At 69.3% G+C, this 18,331-nt stretch carries 14 protein-coding genes and 6 tRNA genes; 12 read left to right on the top strand and 8 right to left on the bottom strand.

From position 1 onward, the window contains the following. Positions 1 to 8 precede the first annotated feature (8 nt). Positions 9 to 1,277, bottom strand: a complete 1,269-nt coding sequence (hemA, locus tag BEI_RS05515) for a glutamyl-tRNA reductase (protein ID WP_097788567.1) — start codon at positions 1,275 to 1,277, stop codon at positions 9 to 11. Positions 1,278 to 1,469: 192 nt separating this feature from the next. On the opposite strand from hemA, the gene BEI_RS05510 reads away from it, so the two are divergent. The 9 genes from BEI_RS05510 to BEI_RS05470 all read left to right on the top strand — a co-directional run bounded on the left by BEI_RS05510 (position 1,470) and on the right by BEI_RS05470 (position 8,923). Continuing rightward, positions 1,470 to 3,188 carry a tetratricopeptide repeat protein gene (locus BEI_RS05510; RefSeq protein ID WP_227644592.1) on the top strand — a complete coding sequence of 573 codons (1,719 nt, stop codon included), beginning with the start codon at positions 1,470 to 1,472 and terminating at the stop codon, positions 3,186 to 3,188. A gap of 22 nt (positions 3,189 to 3,210) precedes the next feature. Then, positions 3,211 to 3,831, top strand: coding sequence for a lipoprotein insertase outer membrane protein LolB (gene lolB, locus BEI_RS05505; protein ID WP_097788565.1), 621 nt, complete (start codon positions 3,211 to 3,213; stop codon positions 3,829 to 3,831). Beyond that, positions 3,824 to 4,681: a 4-(cytidine 5'-diphospho)-2-C-methyl-D-erythritol kinase gene (gene ispE / locus BEI_RS05500; RefSeq protein WP_097788564.1), complete on the top strand. Its 858-nt coding sequence runs from the start codon at positions 3,824 to 3,826 to the stop codon at positions 4,679 to 4,681. Before lolB ends, ispE begins: the two co-directional genes overlap by 8 nt. Before the next feature lie 48 nt (positions 4,682 to 4,729). Further along, positions 4,730 to 4,804: transfer RNA gene (locus BEI_RS05495), tRNA-Gln, on the top strand. Between the two features lie 61 nt (positions 4,805 to 4,865). Next, entirely contained in the window at positions 4,866 to 5,807 is a 942-nt protein-coding gene (locus tag BEI_RS05490) for a ribose-phosphate pyrophosphokinase (RefSeq protein WP_193765161.1), read from the top strand. Positions 5,808 to 5,934: 127 nt separating this feature from the next. Next, positions 5,935 to 6,588: a 50S ribosomal protein L25/general stress protein Ctc gene (locus tag BEI_RS05485; RefSeq protein ID WP_097788562.1), complete on the top strand. Its 654-nt coding sequence runs from the start codon at positions 5,935 to 5,937 to the stop codon at positions 6,586 to 6,588. 160 nt (positions 6,589 to 6,748) lie between these two features. Then, positions 6,749 to 7,333 carry an aminoacyl-tRNA hydrolase gene (gene pth / locus BEI_RS05480; RefSeq protein WP_097788561.1) on the top strand — a complete coding sequence of 195 codons (585 nt, stop codon included), beginning with the start codon at positions 6,749 to 6,751 and terminating at the stop codon, positions 7,331 to 7,333. A gap of 366 nt (positions 7,334 to 7,699) precedes the next feature. After that, complete coding sequence (ychF, locus tag BEI_RS05475) at positions 7,700 to 8,791, top strand: redox-regulated ATPase YchF (RefSeq protein ID WP_097788560.1); 1,092 nt, start codon at positions 7,700 to 7,702, stop codon at positions 8,789 to 8,791. A 55-nt stretch (positions 8,792 to 8,846) separates the two neighbouring features. Next, a tRNA-Met gene (locus BEI_RS05470) sits at positions 8,847 to 8,923 on the top strand. A gap of 195 nt (positions 8,924 to 9,118) precedes the next feature. Here BEI_RS05470 and BEI_RS05465 read toward each other — a convergent pair. Further along, positions 9,119 to 10,417, bottom strand: coding sequence for a M18 family aminopeptidase (locus BEI_RS05465; protein WP_097788559.1), 1,299 nt, complete (start codon positions 10,415 to 10,417; stop codon positions 9,119 to 9,121). Between the two features lie 139 nt (positions 10,418 to 10,556). On the opposite strand from BEI_RS05465, the gene BEI_RS05460 reads away from it, so the two are divergent. After that, entirely contained in the window at positions 10,557 to 12,611 is a 2,055-nt protein-coding gene (locus tag BEI_RS05460) for a carboxy terminal-processing peptidase (protein ID WP_097788558.1), read from the top strand. Positions 12,612 to 12,668: 57 nt separating this feature from the next. Here BEI_RS05460 and mapR read toward each other — a convergent pair whose 3' ends face one another. Further along, the gene (gene mapR, locus BEI_RS05455) at positions 12,669 to 14,081 is read right to left on the bottom strand and encodes a GntR family transcriptional regulator MpaR (protein WP_097791009.1); all 1,413 of its coding nucleotides are present in this window, start codon (positions 14,079 to 14,081) and stop codon (positions 12,669 to 12,671) included. Positions 14,082 to 14,303: 222 nt separating this feature from the next. Here mapR and ccoG point away from each other — a divergent pair, with 222 nt between their 5' ends. Next, the gene (gene ccoG, locus BEI_RS05450; RefSeq protein ID WP_097788557.1) at positions 14,304 to 15,725 is read left to right on the top strand and encodes a cytochrome c oxidase accessory protein CcoG; all 1,422 of its coding nucleotides are present in this window, start codon (positions 14,304 to 14,306) and stop codon (positions 15,723 to 15,725) included. A 245-nt stretch (positions 15,726 to 15,970) separates the two neighbouring features. On the opposite strand, the gene BEI_RS05445 is transcribed toward ccoG, so the two are convergent. The 5 genes from BEI_RS05445 to BEI_RS05425 all read right to left on the bottom strand — a co-directional run bounded on the left by BEI_RS05445 (position 15,971) and on the right by BEI_RS05425 (position 17,524). Continuing rightward, positions 15,971 to 16,046, bottom strand: a tRNA-Asn gene (locus BEI_RS05445). Positions 16,047 to 16,082: 36 nt separating this feature from the next. Beyond that, positions 16,083 to 16,158, bottom strand: a tRNA-Asn gene (locus BEI_RS05440). A gap of 45 nt (positions 16,159 to 16,203) precedes the next feature. Beyond that, positions 16,204 to 16,279, bottom strand: a tRNA-Asn gene (locus BEI_RS05435). A 135-nt stretch (positions 16,280 to 16,414) separates the two neighbouring features. Next, positions 16,415 to 16,491 (bottom strand) — tRNA-Met (locus BEI_RS05430). A gap of 88 nt (positions 16,492 to 16,579) precedes the next feature. Further along, positions 16,580 to 17,524: a choline ABC transporter substrate-binding protein gene (locus BEI_RS05425; RefSeq protein WP_097788556.1), complete on the bottom strand. Its 945-nt coding sequence runs from the start codon at positions 17,522 to 17,524 to the stop codon at positions 16,580 to 16,582. 168 nt (positions 17,525 to 17,692) lie between these two features. Here BEI_RS05425 and betI point away from each other — a divergent pair, with 168 nt between their 5' ends. Beyond that, positions 17,693 to 18,322, top strand: coding sequence for a transcriptional regulator BetI (betI, locus tag BEI_RS05420; RefSeq protein WP_193765160.1), 630 nt, complete (start codon positions 17,693 to 17,695; stop codon positions 18,320 to 18,322). The last annotated feature ends 9 nt before the right edge of the window (positions 18,323 to 18,331 follow it).

The following is an 18,331-nucleotide window of genomic DNA, read 5'->3' as shown; positions in this document are numbered from 1 at the left end:
AGGATGTCCTATCGGGAAGTGTCGGAAGAATCGTCCAGCAACAGGGCCGCGGCCGCCTCCAGGAGCTCCTGGCGCTCGTCGGTGGCGGCCTCGCGCAGGGCCACCGTGGGGCGGTGCAGCAGGCGATTGGTCAGCTGGTGGGCCAGGCGACGGATCACCGCCTCGGGGTCCTCGCCGCGGGCCAGCCGCGCCAGGGCCTGATCCCGGGACAGGTCCCTCAGGGCCTCGCCCCGGGCACGCACGTCACGGATCAGCTCCCCGCCGCTGCGCAGGCGACGCTCGTGCTGCCAGCGACCCACGCCATGCTCGATCAACGACTCGGCCTGGTCGGCGGCCACCTGGCGATGGCGGCGGTTCTCCTCGATGACCTCCTCGAGGTCATCGACGGTATAGAGGAAGACGTCGGCCAGCTCGCCCACCTCGGGCTCGATGTCCCGCGGCACGGCGATGTCGACCATGAACACCGGCCGGTGACGGCGACGCTTGAGGGCCCGCTCGACCATGCCCTTGCCGAGGATCGGCAACGGCGCCGCGGTGGAGGCGATGACGATGTCGGCGTCGATCAGCGCCGCGGGGATCTCGTCCAGGGTGATGGCCTCGCCGCCCAGCGGGCCGGCGAGCTGCTCGGCCCGCTCCCGGGTGCGGTTGGCCACGGTCAGCCGGCGCACCCCGGCCTCGTGGAGATGGCGGGCCACCAGCTCGATCGTCTCGCCGGCGCCGATCAGCAGCGCCCGGGAGCGCGAGAAGTCGTCGAAGATGCGGCTGGCCAGGCTGACCGCGGCGTAGGCCACCGACACCGGGTTCCGGCCGATGTCGGTCTCGGTGCGCACCCGCTTGGCCACGGCGAAGGTCTGCTGGAAGAGGCACTCCAGCTCGCCGCCCATCCCGCGGGTCCGGCGCGCCACCTGATAGGCTTCCTTGAGCTGTCCCAGGATCTGGGGCTCGCCGAGCACCATGGAATCGAGCCCGACCGCGACCCGCATGAGATGGCGGGCGGCCTCGTCATCGAGGTAGTGATAGGCACAACGGCTCAGGTCCTCCACCTCGAGCCCGTGGAACCGTCCCAGCCACTCCAGGATCGCGCCCTCGCCGTCCCCCTCGGTGACGCAATACAGCTCGGTACGATTGCAGGTGGACAGCACGGCCGCCTCCCGCACCTCGGGCAGCACCCGCAACTCGTCCAGGGCGGCCTCGAGCTGAGCGGGGGTGAAGGCGACCTGCTCGCGCACCTCGATGGTCGCGGTCCGGTGGTTAATTCCCAGGGCAAGAAGCGTCATGCGTGTCGGCGTCTTCGCGAGAGTGTTTCGGCGGGTGAGCGGCGATCGCTACCCGATCCAAGGCGCTGCATTCTACCACAGGCCATCGCCGCGAGGCGCCCCGGCAAGGCCGCGCCTTTGCCCGGCGCGGTCAAGCCGTTATGCTGGCGGCTCGACCGACACCTCGAGACCGGCATGCCCCGCGGATCCCTGATGACGCTTCTCCGTCGCCCCCTCTTCGCCCCCCTCGGGCTGGCCCTCGCCCTCGGCGGTTGCCAAGCCCTGCCCGCCCCGTCCCAGGCCGAGGATCCGCTGGCCGATGCGCCGCCGGTCAGCCGCGGTCTCGACGCCGAGGGCCTGTCGACCCTACTGGTGGCAGAGCTCGCGGGGCAGCGCGGCGACTACCGTCGCGCCACCCGCGGCTTCCTGGCCACCGCGGAACGCTACGGGGCCCCCGAGCTCGCCCGGCGGGCCGCCCTGGCCGCGCGATTCGACGAGGATCCGGCGCTGCTCGAGGAAGCCGCCCGTCGCTGGCAGGCCCTGACCCCCGGCAGCGAGGCTCCCGCCCGCCTGCTGGCCAGCCTGGCCATGCAGCGCGGCGACTGGAGCACCGCCCTGGAACAGCGCCTGACGCTGGACGGGGAGGACACGGGCTCACTGCTGGACTTCGTCGAGGGAGCCCTGGAGGCCGGCGCCGACCCGACTCCGCTCAGGAGGCGCCTCGCCGAGCACCTGGCGGAGGCCGAGGCCGACGACCTGGAGGCCGGCCTCGCCATGACGCTGCTCGAGGCCGCCGAGGGCGACATCGAGGCGTCGCATCGGCGGCTCGAGCAGCTGATCGAACGCTTCCCCGAGCAGCCCGAGGCCTGGCGCGTCCGCGCGATGCTGGCCCTGGAGAGTGGCGCCCCGGAACGCGCCCGGGCCTCGGCCAGGGAAGGACTGGCTGTAGCGACCGGCGATCCCCGGCTGATGCTGTTGCTGGCCCAGGCCGAGATCCGCCTGGACAACCTGGCACGCGCCGAGGCCCACACCGATGCCCTGCTGGCCGACCACGGCGACCGTCCCGAACTGCGCCTGGCCCTGGCCCGCCTCTATCTCGAGGAAGGCCACCCGCGCCCGGCCCGCCGCCTGCTGCTGCCCTTGACCGGCGGCGACGACACCCCGCCCCTGGCCTTCCTGCTGCTCGGCGGGATCGCCGAGCAGGAGGGCGAGGTGGACAACGCCCTCCTCTATTACCGCCAGGTACCGGAAGGCGAGGAATTCCTGTTTTCCCGGGCCAGTGCGGCGCGCATGCTGATCGAGGACGACCGGCTGCTCGACGCCCGCGCCTTCCTGCGCATCGAGCGCCTGCGTCACCCCGAGGCCGCCTCCTCCCTGACCGCCCTGGAGGTCGAGCTGCTCGACGAGGCCGGGGCGAGGGCCCAGGCGGACGCCCTGCTCGACAGCCGCCTCGCCGCCGACCCCGACGATGCCCGGCTGCGTTACCAACGGGCCATGCGTGCCTACCAGGACGGGGACCTGGCGGCGATGGAAGCCGACCTGCGCGCCATCATCGCGCGCGATCCCGACAACGCCAACGCCCTGAACGCCCTGGGCTACACCCTGGCCGACGAGAACCTCGAGGGCCGCCTCGAGGAGGCCAGGGCGCTGATCGAGCGCGCCCTCGAGATCGAGCCGGACAACCCGGCCATCCTCGACAGCCGGGGATGGGTCGAATATCGGCTCGGCGACCCCGAGGCGGCCCTGCCGTGGCTGGAACGGGCCTGGGACGCCCTGCCCGACCAGGAGGTCGGCGCCCACCTGATCGAGGTGCTCTGGGCGCTCGACCGGCGGGAGCGGGCCCGCGAGCTGATGGCCACCGCCCTGGAACGCTTCGAGACGCGCCCGCGGATCGACGAGCTGCTCGAGCGCATACCCGCGCTTGCGCCCTGACCCACCCCTGACGGAATCGACCATGCGACGTCCCGCTCTCCTCTCCTTGTTCTGGCTGGTGCTCGCCTTCGGCCTGCTGGCCGGTTGCGCCAGCCGGCCGGCACCCACGGACGCGACGCGCAGCGCCGAGACCTGGGAGGCCCAGCGCGCACGACTGGCGACCCTCGACACCTGGGAGCTGACCGGCAAGGTCGGCCTGCGCACCCCCGATGACTCCACCAGCGCCAACCTGGACTGGCGCCAGACGCCCTACCACTTCCGCCTGCTGCTCAGCGGCCCCTTCGGCAGCGGTCGCAGCGTACTGGAGGGCCGGACGGGCCGCGTCTCCCTGACCACCGGGGAGGGGCGCTTCGAGGCCGAGAGCCCCGAGGCGCTGATGCGCCAGCGCCTCGGCTGGTCGCTGCCGGTGGCGGCACTGACCGACTGGGTGCGGGGGCTGCCGGCGGCGGCGCGCCCGCATCGCCTGGAACGCGATGGCCGGGGCTTCCCGGCCCGCCTCGAGCAGGACGGCTGGACCATCGACTATCGCGACTGGACCCGGGCCGACGGTCTCTGGCTTCCCCGACGCATGACGCTGACCTACGGCGACCTGGACGTCACCCTCGTGGTCACCCGCTGGCAGCCGGAGCTCCTCGATGTCTGACCTTCCGCCCCTGGTCCTGCCCGCCCCGGCCAAGCTCAACCGCATGCTGCACATCACCGGCCGGCGCGCCGACGGCTACCATGAGCTGCAGACACTGTTCCAGTTCCTCGATCACGGCGACACCCTGACCCTCGCCCCACGGGACGACGCCGAGCTGTCCCTGACGCCGGCCCTGGAAGGCGTCGCCGATGCGGACAACCTGATCCTGCGCGCGGCCCGACGGCTGCGCGAGGCCACCGGCTGTCGCCGCGGCGCCGACCTCCACCTGCTCAAGCGCCTGCCCATGGGCGGCGGCCTGGGCGGTGGCAGCAGCGATGCCGCCACCGCCCTGATCGGTCTCAACCGCCTCTGGGGGCTGGGCCTGTCCCTGGAGGCGCTCGCCGCGGTGGGCCTGGCCCTGGGCGCCGACGTGCCGGTGTTCGTGCACGGCCACGCCGCCTGGGCCGAAGGCGTGGGCGAGAGGCTCACGCCGGTGGACCTCGACACGCCCTGGTTCGTGGTGGTCCATCCCGGCGTGGCGGTGTCCACGCCGGCGGTGTTCCAGGCGCCGCAATTGACACGGGATACGGCCCCGATTACCATGGCGCGCGCACTTCAGGGGGGAACGGCGAGCTGGCGCAACGACTGCGAGGCCACGGTCCGGGAGCGCTATCCCGAGGTCGCAAGCGCGCTCGACTGGTTGAGCGACAGGGCACCCGCGATGCTGACCGGCACCGGCGCCTGTGTCTTCGCCCGGCTGGAACACGAGACGGATGCCGAGGCGCTGCTGGCCGAGATGCCGAAGCGCTGGCAGGCCTTCAAGGCCCGCGGATGCAATCGCTCTCCTCTCCATGATGCTCTGGATCGATGACCGCCCTCCACGGCGGCCCAAGGCTCGATCCGGCACGGTAAAGGTTGCTGGGGTATAGCCAAGCGGTAAGGCAGCGGTTTTTGGTATCGCCATGCGCAGGTTCGAATCCTGCTACCCCAGCCATTTCCCTTCCGGACGACCCGATCCAAACCCTGATGACCCAACACTGCAAAGGTGGCTGCGCGTGTCAAAATTGATGGTTTTCGCCGGGAACGCCAATCCCGAACTCGCCCAGAAGGTTGCCGAGAGCCTGGACAACCGGCTGGGCAACGCCACAGTCGGCCAGTTCAGTGACGGCGAAGTCGCGGTCGAGATCAACGAGAACGTGCGCGGCAAGGACGTGTTCGTCCTGCAGCCCACCTGTGCACCGACCAACGACAACCTGATGGAGATGATCCTGATGGTGGACGCCCTGCGCCGGGCCTCCGCCAGCCGGGTCACCGCCGTGGTCCCCTACTTCGGCTATGCCCGCCAGGACCGTCGCGTCCGCTCCGCGCGGGTACCGATCTCCGCCAAGATCGTCGCCGACATGATGGTCAAGGCCGGCGTCGACCGGGTCATGACCATGGACCTCCATGCCGACCAGATCCAGGGCTTCTTCGACGTCCCGGTGGACAACGTCTACGGCTCGCCGATCCTGCTCGACGACATCGAGCGCCAGAACTACGACGACCTGGTCGTGGTGTCGCCCGATGTCGGCGGCGTGGTCCGCGCCAGGGCGATCGCCAAGCAGCTCAATGCCGACCTGGCGATCATCGACAAGCGTCGCCCCCAGGCCAACCAGGCCCAGGTGATGCATATCATCGGCGAGATCCAGGATCGCACCTGCGTGGTGGTGGACGACATGATCGACACCGCCGGCACCCTGTGCAAGGCCGGCGAGGCACTCAAGGATCACGGCGCGCGCCGCGTGGTGGCCTACGCCACCCACCCGATCCTGTCGGGCCCCGCGGTGGACAACATCACCGGTTCGGTGCTCGACGAGGTGGTGGTCACCGACACCATCCCCCTCGCCGAGCCGGCCCGGCGCAGCGGCCGCATCCGTCAGCTCAGCGTGGCCGGCCTGATCGCCGAGGCGATCCGCCGCGTCAGCAACGAGGAATCCGTCAGCGCCATGTTCCACTGAGCGCGCGCCCGTCGCCGCCGCAGGACATCGCGCGGATAACGTGCTCCGGCTCGCCGGAGCGAATGGAACCACCGAGGCCTGGTCGCGGGCCTCGGTGGCTCCTTACTTCAAAGCAAGAGGCAATCCCATGTCCGACTACACTCTCACAGCCAGCGTTCGTAACGACCTGGGGAAAGGTGCGAGCCGCCGCCTGCGTCGTGCGAACGAGCAGGTGCCGGCCATCATCTATGGTGGCGAGCAGGCGCCGCAGCCCATCGCCGTCGACAAGACCAGCTTCTACAAGGCGATCGAGGAAGAGGCCTTCTTCTCTTCCGTGATCAACCTGAAGGTCGACGGCAAGGACCAGCAGGTCGTGGTGCGTGACCTCCAGCGTCACCCCTACAAGCCGCTGGTGACCCACGCCGACTTCATGCGCATCGACGCCACCCACGAGATCACCATGCGCGTCCCGCTGCACGTGGTGAACGCCGAGACCGCCAAGGGCGTCAAGGATGAGGGCGGCGAGCTGCACGTCCTGGCCAACGAGGTCGAGGTCAGCTGCCTGCCGAAGGACCTGCCGGACTACCTGGAAGTCGACATCGCCGATGTCGCCCTGGGTACCACCCTGCACCTGTCCGACCTGAGCGTGCCGGCCGGCGTGACCCTGGTGGCCCTGAGCCACGGCGAGGAGTATGACAACGCCGTGCTGAGCATCACCCAGGCCAAGGTCCGCGGCGAGGAAGCCGAGGAAGGCGAGGAAGCCGAGGGCGAAGGCGAAGAGGGCGAAGGCAGCGCCGAGTAACTCGGCGTCGCCCAGGGCCGCGCCGCAGGGCGCGGCTCGCGTCATCCCGATCAAGCGCTCCGGCGCTTGATTTTTTTTGTGGCCCACCGCCGCCGGCGGACCTCCCTCCGCCGGCGCGATGCCAGGAGTCGTTCCAGATGATTCGTTGGAGGCAGCGAAGATGAGTCAGGTCAAAGCCATCATCGGGCTGGCCAACCCCGGCACGGAATACGAAGCCACCCGGCACAACGCCGGTGCCTGGCTGCTCGAGGCCCTGGCACGGGACAGCGGCACCGAGCTGCGCCCGGACAAGAAGTTCCTGGGGCGCTACGCCCGCATCCGCCTGGGCGATCAGGATCTGCACCTGCTCGAGCCCACCACCTTCATGAATCGCAGCGGCGGGGCCGTGGCGGCGCTGGTGCAGTTCTTCAAGCTCGCCCCGGGGGAGCGGGTGGTGGCCCACGACGAGCTGGACCTGCCGCCCGGCACCGCCCGCTACAAGACCGGTGGCGGCCATGGCGGCCATAACGGGCTGCGCGACATCATCCGCGCGCTGGGCAACGACAAGTCCTTCCACCGCCTGCGCATCGGCATCGGGCACCCCGGCGACGCCCGGCTGGTCACCAACTACGTGCTGGGCCGACCGGGCAAGGCCGACCGCACCGCCATCGACGCGGCCATCGACGAGTGCCTGGCCACCCTGCCCCAGGCCGTGGCCGGCGACTGGACCCGCGCGATGCAGCGGCTGCACAGCTTTTCCGCCTGAGGCGGAAAAGCCAGCTGGAAGCTGGAAGCTGGAAGCTGGAAGCTGGAAGCTGGAAGCTGGAAGCTGGAAGCTGGAAGCTGGAAGCTGGAAGCTGGAAGCTGGAAGCTGGAAGGCAGCATATTGCCCCCAGAATCCTAGTCAAAGGGTTTCTTCCAGCTTCCAGGCACGCAGTGCCGCTCTTCCAGCTCCAATCTCCCGGACGGAATCCGGGCTCTTCCAGCTTCAAGCTTATTGCTTATCGCTCCGTGCGAAGCCCGGTAGGGGGCTTCTTCCAGCTTCCAGCTTCAGGCTTGTGGCTCGCGCCGAAGGCGTCCCGTAGAATACCGGCCAATCGCCACCATCGAACTCTCTTTCCAGGAAGATCCCATGGGTTTCAACTGCGGTATCGTCGGCCTGCCCAACGTGGGCAAGTCCACCCTCTTCAATGCCCTGACCAAGTCGGGCATCGACGCCGAGAACTTCCCCTTCTGCACCATCGAGCCCAACGTGGGCATCGTGCCGATGCCGGACCCCCGGCTCGACCGGCTGGCCGAGATCGTCAAGCCCGAGAAGGTCATCCCCACCACCATGGAGTTCGTCGACATCGCCGGCCTGGTGGCGGGCGCCTCCAAGGGCGAGGGCCTGGGCAACCAGTTCCTGGCCAACATCCGCGAGACCCAGGCCATCGCCCACGTGGTGCGCTGCTTCGACAACGACAACGTCATCCACGTGTCGAACCAGGTCGATCCCCGCGCCGACATCGAGACCATCAACCTGGAGCTGGCCCTGGCCGACCTGGACACGGTCGAGCGCGCCATCCAGCGCCTGGCCCGGGTGGTCAAGGGCGGCGACAAGGAGGCCATCGCCACCAAGGCCATCCTCGACCGCATCCAGCCCCACCTCGCCGAGGGCCAGCCGCTGCGCAGCTTCGGCCTGGACGACGACGAGAAGCGTCAGCTGAAGAGCTTCGGCTTCCTGACCCTCAAGCCCACCATGTACATCGCCAACGTCAACGAGGACGGCTTCGAGGACAATCCCTACCTGGCGGTGGTCAACGAGATCGCCGCCGAGGAAGGCGCGGTGGTGGTGCCGGTGTGCAACCAGATCGAGGCGGAGATCGCCGAGCTGGAGGACGAGGAACGCGCCATGTTCCTCGACGAGATGGGCATGGAGGAGCCGGGCCTGGATCGGGTGATCCGCGCCGGTTATGCCCTGCTCGGCCTGCAGACCTACTTCACCGCCGGGGTGAAGGAGGTCCGCGCCTGGACCGTCAAGCAGGGCGCCACCGCGCCGGAGGCCGCCGGCGTGATCCACACCGACTTCCAGAAGGGGTTCATCCGCGCGGAAGTGGTGAGCTACGAGGACTTTGTGGCGCTGGGCGGCGAGCAGGGCGCCAAGGACGCCGGCAAGTGGCGCCTGGAAGGCAAGGACTATGTCGTCCAGGATGGCGACGTCATCCACTTCCGCTTCAACGTCTGAGGCCCGAGTCCTTGACGGGCGGGGGCGGCACCGGTAATATTCGCCCCCGTTGCACGGCTACGTAGCTCAGTTGGTTAGAGCACATCACTCATAATGATGGGGTCCCCTGTTCGAGTCAGGGCGTAGCCACCAGATCCCGAAAAGCCCGCCTGGTTCGCCAGGCGGGCTTTTTTTGGCTTCGGGCTTCGGGCTTCGGGCTTCGGGCTTCGGGCTTCGGGCTTCGGGCTTCGGGCTTCGGGCTTCGGGCTTCGGGCTTCGGGCGACCAGTCTATCTTGCAACTCGCCGCCCGCAGCTCATAGCTCGCCGCCCGTGGCTCGCCCCTGGCCTCAGGGCAACTCGGCGCGATTGACGAAGGCGGTCAGCACCCGGGCCAGGTGCGCCACGTCCTGGCTACCGGCCGTCTCGCGGATCGAGTGCATGGCCCACTGCGGCACGCCCACGTCCAGGGTCGGCACCCCGAGCTCGGTGGCGGTGATCGGCCCGATGGTGCTGCCGCAGCCCATGTCGGCCCGGGTGACGAAGGTCTGGACCGGCACGTCGGCCTCCCGGCACAGCTCGCGGAACAGCGCCGCCGTGGCGCTGTTGGTGGCGTAGCGCTGGTTGGCGTTGACCTTGATCACCGGCCCGCCGTTGAGGGCCGGCCCATGGGCGGCGTCATGCTTGTCGCGGAAGTTGGGGTGCAGGGCGTGGGCGTTGTCGCAGGAGATCATCCGGGACGCCTGGATCAGGCGGATGTAGTCCTCCTCGCTCCCCTCGCCGAGCTGGGCGTTGACCCGGCGCAGCACGTCGCCCAGGAAGGGCCCCTGGGCCCCGCAGGCGCTGGCGCTGCCGACCTCCTCGTGGTCATTGGCCACCAGCAACGCCCCTTGCGTCCCGTCGGACTCCAGGAGGGCCTCCAGGCCGATGAAGCAGGACAGCAGGTTGTCCAGTCGTGCCGAGGCGATCAGCTCGCCCTCGACGCCGACCCGGGCCGGGGGCTGCATGTCGTGGAAGGCCAGCTCGAAGTCGATCACCTCGACCTCCTCGAGCCCGTGCTCGGCCGCCAGCCAGTCGCGCAGCAGCCGTTCCAGGTCGGCATTGCCGCCCCCCTGCAGCAGGACCGGGGCCATCTCGGTCTGGGCATTGATGGCCCGGCCGTTGTTGGCCTCGCGATCCAGGTGGATGGCCAGGCTGGGGATGATGGCCACCGCACGGTCGACGTGCAGTAGCAGGCCCTCCAGCCGGCCATCGGGATGGCGCACGTGGACCCGCCCGGCCAGCCCCAGGTCCCGGTCGAACCAGGGCGCCAGCAGGGCGCCGCCGTAGACCTCGACGCCGAGCTGCAGCCAGCCGGCGGCGGTCTGGGCGGCATGGGGCTTGAGCCGCAGGCCGGGACTGTCGGTATGGGCGCCGATCATGCGCAGCGCCGAGAGGCCCCCGGTGGGCAGTTGCATCGCGATGATCGAGGACTCGTTGCGGGTCACGTAGACCTTCTCGCCCGGCGTCAGCCGCCAGGGCCGGGTCTCGTCGAGGCGACGATAGCCCTCGGCCTCGAGCCGCTCGGCCATGTTGGCGGTGGCATGCCAGGGGGTGGGGGATCGGCGCAGGAAATCGAGCAGCCGCTCGAGACGGGCATCCTGGGGCATGAGGCTCCTCTGAAATTGCGGTTCCTGGGGTCTTGGGAGGTCGGTCGAACTGCTACAATGCCGGCTCGGTCCATGCAACTCGCGAGCCGATTCGCAGTCTGGACGTTAGAGTGTACATGAATCCGGGAGTGCTTCATCGATGAGCCTGATTGTGACCCTGGGGCGCGCGGCGACCCTGGCCCTGCTGCTGGGGACGGGGCCGGCCCTGGCGGCGCTCGCGCCCAGCGACGCCCAGCACCAGGCCGCCGTGGAGGTGGCCGAGTCGCTGCGCTACGGCCATTATGCGGACGTCAGCCTCGACGACGCCTGGTCGCGGCAGGCCTTCGACCGCTACCTGGACCTGCTGGACGGCCAGCGCGCCTACCTGCTGCGCCGCGACGTGACGGCCTTCGAGGACCTGGCGACGACCCTGGACGACGCCATCCTGGACGGCGATCTGTCGCGCCCCTTTGCCCTCTACCGCCGCTACCACGAGCGTGCCGAGGCCCGCCTCGAGTGGCTGGTCGCCCGGGTCGACGCCGGCCTCGATTTCCGCTTCGACGGCGACCAGCGCATGCTGCTCGACCGCGAGGACACTCCCTGGCCGGCCAGCGAGTCGGCCCTCGACGAACTCTGGACCAAGCGGCTGAAGAACGCCGCCCTGACCCTGACGATCAGCGACCAGGAGCCGGAGGCCATCGAGGAGACGCTGCGCGAGCGTTACGAGGGCCAACTGACCCGGCTGCGCCAGACCAACGCCGAGGACGTGTTCGGACTGATCATGGCCGCGGTGACCGGCAGCATCGATCCCCACAGCGAGTACCTCTCGCCGCGCCAGAGCGAGTCCTTCGACATCCAGATGCGGCTCTCGCTGGAAGGCATCGGCGCCCTGCTCCAGGCCGACGGCGAGTACGTCAAGGTCGCCAGCCTGGTGCCCGGCGGCCCCGCCGAACGGGCCGGCGTCCTCAAGCCCGCCGACCGCATCGTCGGCGTCGGCCAGGAAGGCGAGGAAATCGTCAACGTGGTGGGCATGCGTCTCGACGACGTGGTCGACATGATCCGCGGGCCCAAGGGCTCGGTGGTGCGTCTCGACGTGGTGCCCGCCCAGGCCGTGGACATGACCCGCTCCAAGGTGGTGGAGATCACCCGCGATACCGTCAACCTGGAAGACCAGGCCGCCCAGGGAGAGATCATCGAAGTCGAGCGTGCTGACGGCGTGCATCGCCTCGGGGTCATCGAGATTCCGACCTTCTATGTCGACTTCGACGCCTGGCAGGCCGGGGAGGAAGACTACCGCAGCACCACCCGGGACGTGGCCAAGGAGATCGAACGCCTGGTCGACGAGGTGGCCGAGGGCATCGTCCTGGACCTGCGCGACAACGGCGGTGGCGCCCTGCAGGAGGCCAATTCCCTGATCGGCCTGTTCATCGACCGTGGCCCCACCGTCCAGGTGCGCGACGCTCGCGGACGCATCAGCCTCTATGGTGACACCGAGAGCGGCACCCTCTACGACGGTCCCCTGGCGGTGCTCGTCAACCGCCTGTCGGCCTCCGCCTCCGAGATCCTCGCCGGCGCCATCCAGGACTATGGCCGCGGCCTGGTGGTGGGCAGCGACACCTTCGGCAAGGGCACCGTGCAGACCCTCAACGAGCTCAGCCACGGCCAGCTCAAGCTGACCCGGGCCAAGTTCTACCGCATCTCCGGCGAGAGCACCCAGCATCGCGGCGTCACGCCGGATGTCCGCTTCCCGAGCCTGGTGGACCCGGAGACCATCGGCGAGAGCAGCCTCGACAACGCCCTGGCCTGGGATCAGGTCCGCGAGGTCCAGTACCGGCGCTACGGCGAACCGGAGCGCTACCTCGAGACGCTGCGCGAGCGCCATCGCCAGCGGGCCGACGCCCATCCCAACTTCCACTACCTGGAACGCCAGGCCAAGCTCGCCGAGCGGCTGCGCGAGCAGCACACCAGCGTCAGCCTCAACCGGGAGCAGCGCCAGCGCGAGGCCGAGGCACAAGAGGCCGAACAGCTCGCCCTGGAGAACCAGCGCCGCGAGGCCCTGGGCCTGGAGCCCCTGGACGAGTGGATCGACGCCCGGGACGAAGAGGACAGCGACGAGGCCCAGCCCGTGGATCGCGCCCAGGTGGTGGAAGCCGCCGAGATCCTGCTCGACTACGCGCGCCTGGACGACGGCCTGCGCTTCGCCGAGTACGACTGAGCCCTCTCCCCGTCACCGACCGACGCCGGGCCTCGCGCCCGGCGTCTTGCTGTCTGTCTAGAAGGTGGCGAGCAACTCCCCCAACCGCGCCATGGCCCCCTCGCTGCGCGCCGTCCAGGGATGGCCGTAGCTCAGCCGGGCGCAGTGCCGATACCCCTGGGTGGCCGAGAAGATCGGTCCCGGCGCCAGGCTGACGCCCTCGGCCAGGGCGAGGCGCAGCAATCGCAGCGAGTCGACGCGCTCGGGGAACTCGAACCACAGGAAGTAGCCGCCCCCGGGCCGGGTGACCCGCGTCCCCGCGGGGAAGTGACGATCCGCCGCGGCCAGCATGGCCTGCTGCTGGGTCTCCAGCGCGCGGCGCAGTCGCCGCAGGTGGCGATCATAGCCGCCATGCTGCAGGTAGTCGGCGATGGCCGCCTGGGCGGGCACCGAGGGCGAGATGGTGGTCATCAGTTGCGACCGGGCCACGGCTCGTGCCTGACGGCCGGCCGCCGCCCAGCCCACCCGATATCCCGGCGCCAGGCACTTGGAGAAGGAGCCGCAATGCATGACCAATCCGGCCTCGTCGAGCGCCTTGACCGGCCGGGACGGCTGCGACCCGAAGTGGAGCTCCGCGTAGGCGTCGTCCTCCAGCAGGGGCACATCATGCTGCACCAGCAGGTCATACAGCGCCCGCTTGCGCGACGCGTCGAGGCTCGCGCCCAACGGGTTCTGGAGGTGGGACATGAACCAGCAGGCCTTGATCGGCCACCGCGCCAACCGGTCGGCCAGCACGTCCAGATCGACGCCATGCCGGGGATCCACCGGGATCTCCACGGCTCGAAGCTGCAGCCGCTCCAGCACCTGCAGGCTGGCGTAGAAGGCCGGCGACTCGATGGCCACCAGGTCGCCCGGGCGGGTGACGGCCTGGAGACAGAGGTTCAACGCCTCCATGGCGCCATTGGTGATGACCAGCTCCTCGACCGGCAGCCGCACGCCGCCGAGCAGGTAGCGCCGGGCGATCTGGTGCCGAAGCCCGGGATCGCCGCCGGTCATGCCGGTGACCACCGCCTCGTCGTCCATCTCGCGCAGGCTCTTCGCCATGCTGCGGGCGAGCCGAGGCAACGGGAAGAGGCCGGGACAGGGGAAGGCCGAACCGAAGGGCACGGTATCGGCATCCTGCAGGGAATCGAGGACCGAGAACACCAGCTCGCTGACCGCGGCCTCGGCCGTCTCGGCGCCGCGCACCGGGGCCACCTCCGGCGCCTCCAGGAGGCGGCGGGCCTGATCGCGAACGAAGTAGCCGGAACGGGGCCGTGCCAGGATCAGGCCGCGAGCCTCGAGCAGGTAATAGGCCTGGAAGACCGTGGAGGGGCTCACTCCCCGGGAGCGACTGGCCTGACGCACGGAGGGGAGGCGCTCCCCGGGGGCCAGCAACCCGCGACGGATCAGGCTGGCAACTTCCTCGGCAAGGCGTTCGTACCGCTTCATCATCACGGGCTCATGGAGTGGGCGCGCCGTGCACTATACCGCCTGGGCGATAGCCTGACGAGCCGCACGGCGCCTGCCCCGGGGCATCTGATACGCCGTTTTTCTCCCCAACTGATGCTGTGATGACGACCTCGGGGGCGGCATAGTCGAGCCTGCCGTTGGGGCCCGACGCGCCCCTCGCCCGCGGGGTCCCGGCCTCTTCATCCGACGCCGGGAAGCCGCATGACCCAGAGAATCCCCCTTCACGACCTGACGCCCGCCTCCGGGGTCGACCACCACACGCCCGCCGAGCCCCGGCAGGACGCCTACGCACCGCGCCGGCACCTTTACGTCCGCGAGATCCAGGGCCGCTTCCAGCGCCTCAGGCGCCATGCCAACTGGGCCCTCATGGCCCTGTACTTCGGCCTGCCCTGGCTGACCCTGGGCGGCCGCCCGGCCGTGTGGTTCGACCTGCCCTCCCGGGAGTTCCATGTCCTCGGGGCGACCTTCTACCCCCAGGAGTTCATCCTGCTCGCCTGGATCCTGAGCATCTGCGCCTTCGGGCTCTTCCTGATCACCGTCTTCGCCGGCCGGGTCTGGTGCGGCTATGCCTGCCCCCAGAGCGTCTGGACCTTCCTGTTCCTGTGGTTCGAGCATCGCCTGGAAGGCCCCCGACATCGCCGCATCCGGCGCGACGGCCGCCCGCCGAGCCTCGACACCCTGTGGCGCAAGACGGCCAAGCACGCGGCCTGGCTGATCGTCGCCGCCGCCACCGGCGTGACCTTCGTCGGCTACTTCACGCCGATCCACGACCTGGTGATCGCGCTCCCGCTCCTCGAGGCCCACGGCTGGGCCTACTTCTGGGTCGGCTTCTTCACCCTGTTCACCTACCTCAACGCCGGCTGGCTGCGCGAGCAGGTCTGCCTGCACATGTGCCCCTATGCCCGCTTCCAGGGCGTGATGTTCGATTCCGACACCCTGGTCGTCTCCTACGACGCCGCCCGAGGAGAGCCGCGCGGCAAGTCACGGGGCCAGGACGAGGCGAGCGGCGATTGCGTGGACTGCGACCTCTGCGTCCAGGTCTGCCCCACCGGCATCGATATCCGCGACGGCCTGCAGTACGAGTGCATCGGCTGCGCCGCCTGCATCGACGCCTGCGACGGTGTCATGGCACGCCTGAAGCGCCCGAAGGGACTGATCCGCTACACCACGGAGCATGCCCTGGCGGGACGGGCATCCCGGCTCTGGCGCCCCCGGCTGCTGGGCTATCTCGCCTGCCTGGTCGTCATGATCGGCGTGCTGGTCGCCAGCCTGCAGGGACGCACGCCGCTGGACCTGGAGCTCGAACGCGACCGCGACCGCCTCTACGGGCAATCGACGACCGGCGAGATCACCAATCGCTATCGACTGACGATCCGCAACCTCGACGACCGGCCTCACCGCTATCGCCTCACCGCATCCGGACTGCCCGGGCTGCGTCTGGAGGCCCCCGAGGTCATTCGGGTGGCGGCCCGGGACAGCCGGCGACTGCCGATCACCCTGCACGTCGCGAGCACGGCGCTGACCCTGCCGAGCCAGGCGGTGCGGGTGCGGGTCGAGGCCCTGGAGGCGCCGGCGCTGCGACGGGACGGCGAGACCCGCTTCCTGGGCCCCGTGCCCCGCTAGTCCGGCGGCGACAGCACGCCGCGGATGGCGCGAGCCCGTTCCCTCGAAGCCTCGGAGCCGAGCCGGGCCCGTGGGTCGGGCCAGGCGGTTCGCCCCGGCGCCGGGCGCCATGATCTGCGTCGGCTTCGGGGCCGCCCCGACGCACGTCCCTCACGATGGCGGCCTCACCGGCAGGATGCCGCGGACACGCCAAGACGCCACGCCGATGGCGAGGGGGGAAAAAAAACGACAGGAAAGCGGCACACTGGCTCCCCGAGCAGGACTCGAACCTGCGACCCAGTGATTAACAGTCACTTGCTCTACCAACTGAGCTATCGGGGAAGGACGTGCTGGCCCGTGTGGGCTAGGAAGGAAAGGTGGCTCCCCGAGCAGGACTCGAACCTGCGACCCAATGATTAACAGTCATTTGCTCTACCAACTGAGCTATCGGGGAATGACCTTTGCTGTTACTGCGGTGCTCGTTGCTCCTGAGGAAGGTTGGCTCCCCGAGCAGGACTCGAACCTGCGACCCAATGATTAACAGTCATTTGCTCTACCAACTGAGCTATCGGGGAATGGCCTCGAGCACGGGGCGTAGTATACGGATCGGCTTGTAAACGTCAAGGGCTCGACGGCTACCCGGGGAACCTCGGCCCGAAACGCGAGACGCCCGCCGGACCAAGCGGTCCGGCGGGCGTCGCGAGCTGTCCTGGTGGCTACGCCCTGACTCGAACAGGGGACCCCATCATTATGAGTGATGTGCTCTAACCAACTGAGCTACGTAGCCATTTTCCACGTCGCGGGCATCGGCCCGGGCGACGGGTGGGGATTATGCACGCCGGCCCGGCCCATGGCAAGCCCGGCATGCCCCCTATTCACCCCTCGATGGACAGCGCCTGCTTCACGGCCGGCAGCCCGGGCTCGCCGTCGCGGGTGGTCTCGCCCTCGAGCCAGCCCTCGAGCACCTGCGGATTGGCCTGCAGGTAGCCGCGAGCCGCCTCGCGGGGATCGGCGCCCTCGTCCATGATCTCGCCCATCAGCTGGTTCTCCATGGTCAGCGTGAACGCGAGATTGTTCAGCAGTTCACCCACGTTGGGACAGGCCTCGCTGTAACCGGCGCGGGTATTGGTGTAGACGGTGGCGCCGCCCAGGTTGGGACCGAAGTAGTCGTCGGCGCCCTCCAGGTAGGCCATGTCGAAGTTGGTGTTCATCGGATGCGGCTCCCAGCCGAGGAACACCATCCACTTCTCGTTCGGCACCCGGGCGCGCAGCTCGGCCAGCATGCCGGCCTCGCTGGAGTCGACCAGCTGCCAGTCGCCGAGCCCGAAGGCATCGTCGTCGATCATGTCCTGGATGAGCTGGTTGCCGTCGTTGCCGGCCTCGATGCCGTGGATCCGGGACTCGAAGCGCTCGGCATGCTCGGCCAGGTCGGCCACCGAGGTCACGCCGGCATCGTGGACGTACTGGGGCACGGCCAGGGTGTACTTGGCCCCTTCCAGGTTGGCCCCCAAGCGGTCGACCTGACCGCGCTCCACGTAGGGGTCGCTCATGGAGGCCATGGACGGCATCCAGTTGCCGAGGAAGACGTCGAAGTCACCGTTCTTCATGCCCGAGTAGGCGATGGGCACCGAGACGGTGTCGACGCGGGTCTCGTAGCCCAGGGCCTCGAGGACCTCGGTGGTCAAGGCGGTGGTGGCGGTGATGTCCGTCCAGCCGACTTCGGCGAAGCGGACCGGCTGGCAGGCCTCCTCGGCGGCGAACAGCGGCGAGGCGGACAGCGCCAGGGCGGTGGTGGCCAATCCCAGGGTCATCTTGTTCATCGGCATGTCTCCCTTGTGTGGGTCAGTGAGTATAGGCTGGTAAGAGAATCCGCTTGCCGCTCTTTTTATTGATTGAACGTTCAATAAAAAAATGGCAAGCTGGGGCTATGTTAACCATGCAAGCGGGCATGGTTGCAAGACGAACCACCCTTGAGAGGAGTCAGCAAGGTGCCCAAGGTCGGAATGGAACCCATCCGTCGCCAGCAGCTGATCAAGGCCACCATGGCAGCCATCGACGAGGTCGGCCTGGCCGACGCCACCGTGATGCGCATCGCCCACCATGCCGGCGTCTCGGCCGGCATCATCAGCCACTACTTCGGCGGCAAGGATGGCCTGCTGGAGGCCACGATGCGCCAGATCCTCAACGACCTGGGCGAGGCCGTGGCGGCGCGTCGGGCGGCACTGACCACCCAGGCCCCCGAGGCTCACCTGGCGGCGATCATCGACGGCAACTTCGATCGCTCCCAGGTCACCGGACCGGTGGCCAAGACCTGGCTGGCCTTCTGGGCCAGCAGCATGCACAAGCCCGCCCTGGCGCGGCTGCAGAACGTCAACGACCGTCGGCTGTACGCCAACCTCAGTCACCAGTTCCGCCGCTTGCTGCCCAAGGGCCAGGCCCGCGATGCCGCCCGCGCCCTGGTGGCGCAGATCGACGGCCTCTGGCTGCGCGGTGCCCTGACCCCCGAGGGGCTGGACACCGACCGCGCCCGCCGCCTGGCCCGGGAATACCTCGACCAGCTGCTGACGGCCCATGGCATCACCACGCGCCATCCCGCGACCCTCTCACTCGAATCCTGACTGGAGGCC

It is taken from the genome of Halomonas beimenensis (assembly GCF_002549795.1).
GTDB lineage: Bacteria > Pseudomonadota > Gammaproteobacteria > Pseudomonadales > Halomonadaceae > Halomonas > Halomonas beimenensis.
This window is presented reverse-complemented; position numbering and strand designations above follow the sequence as displayed.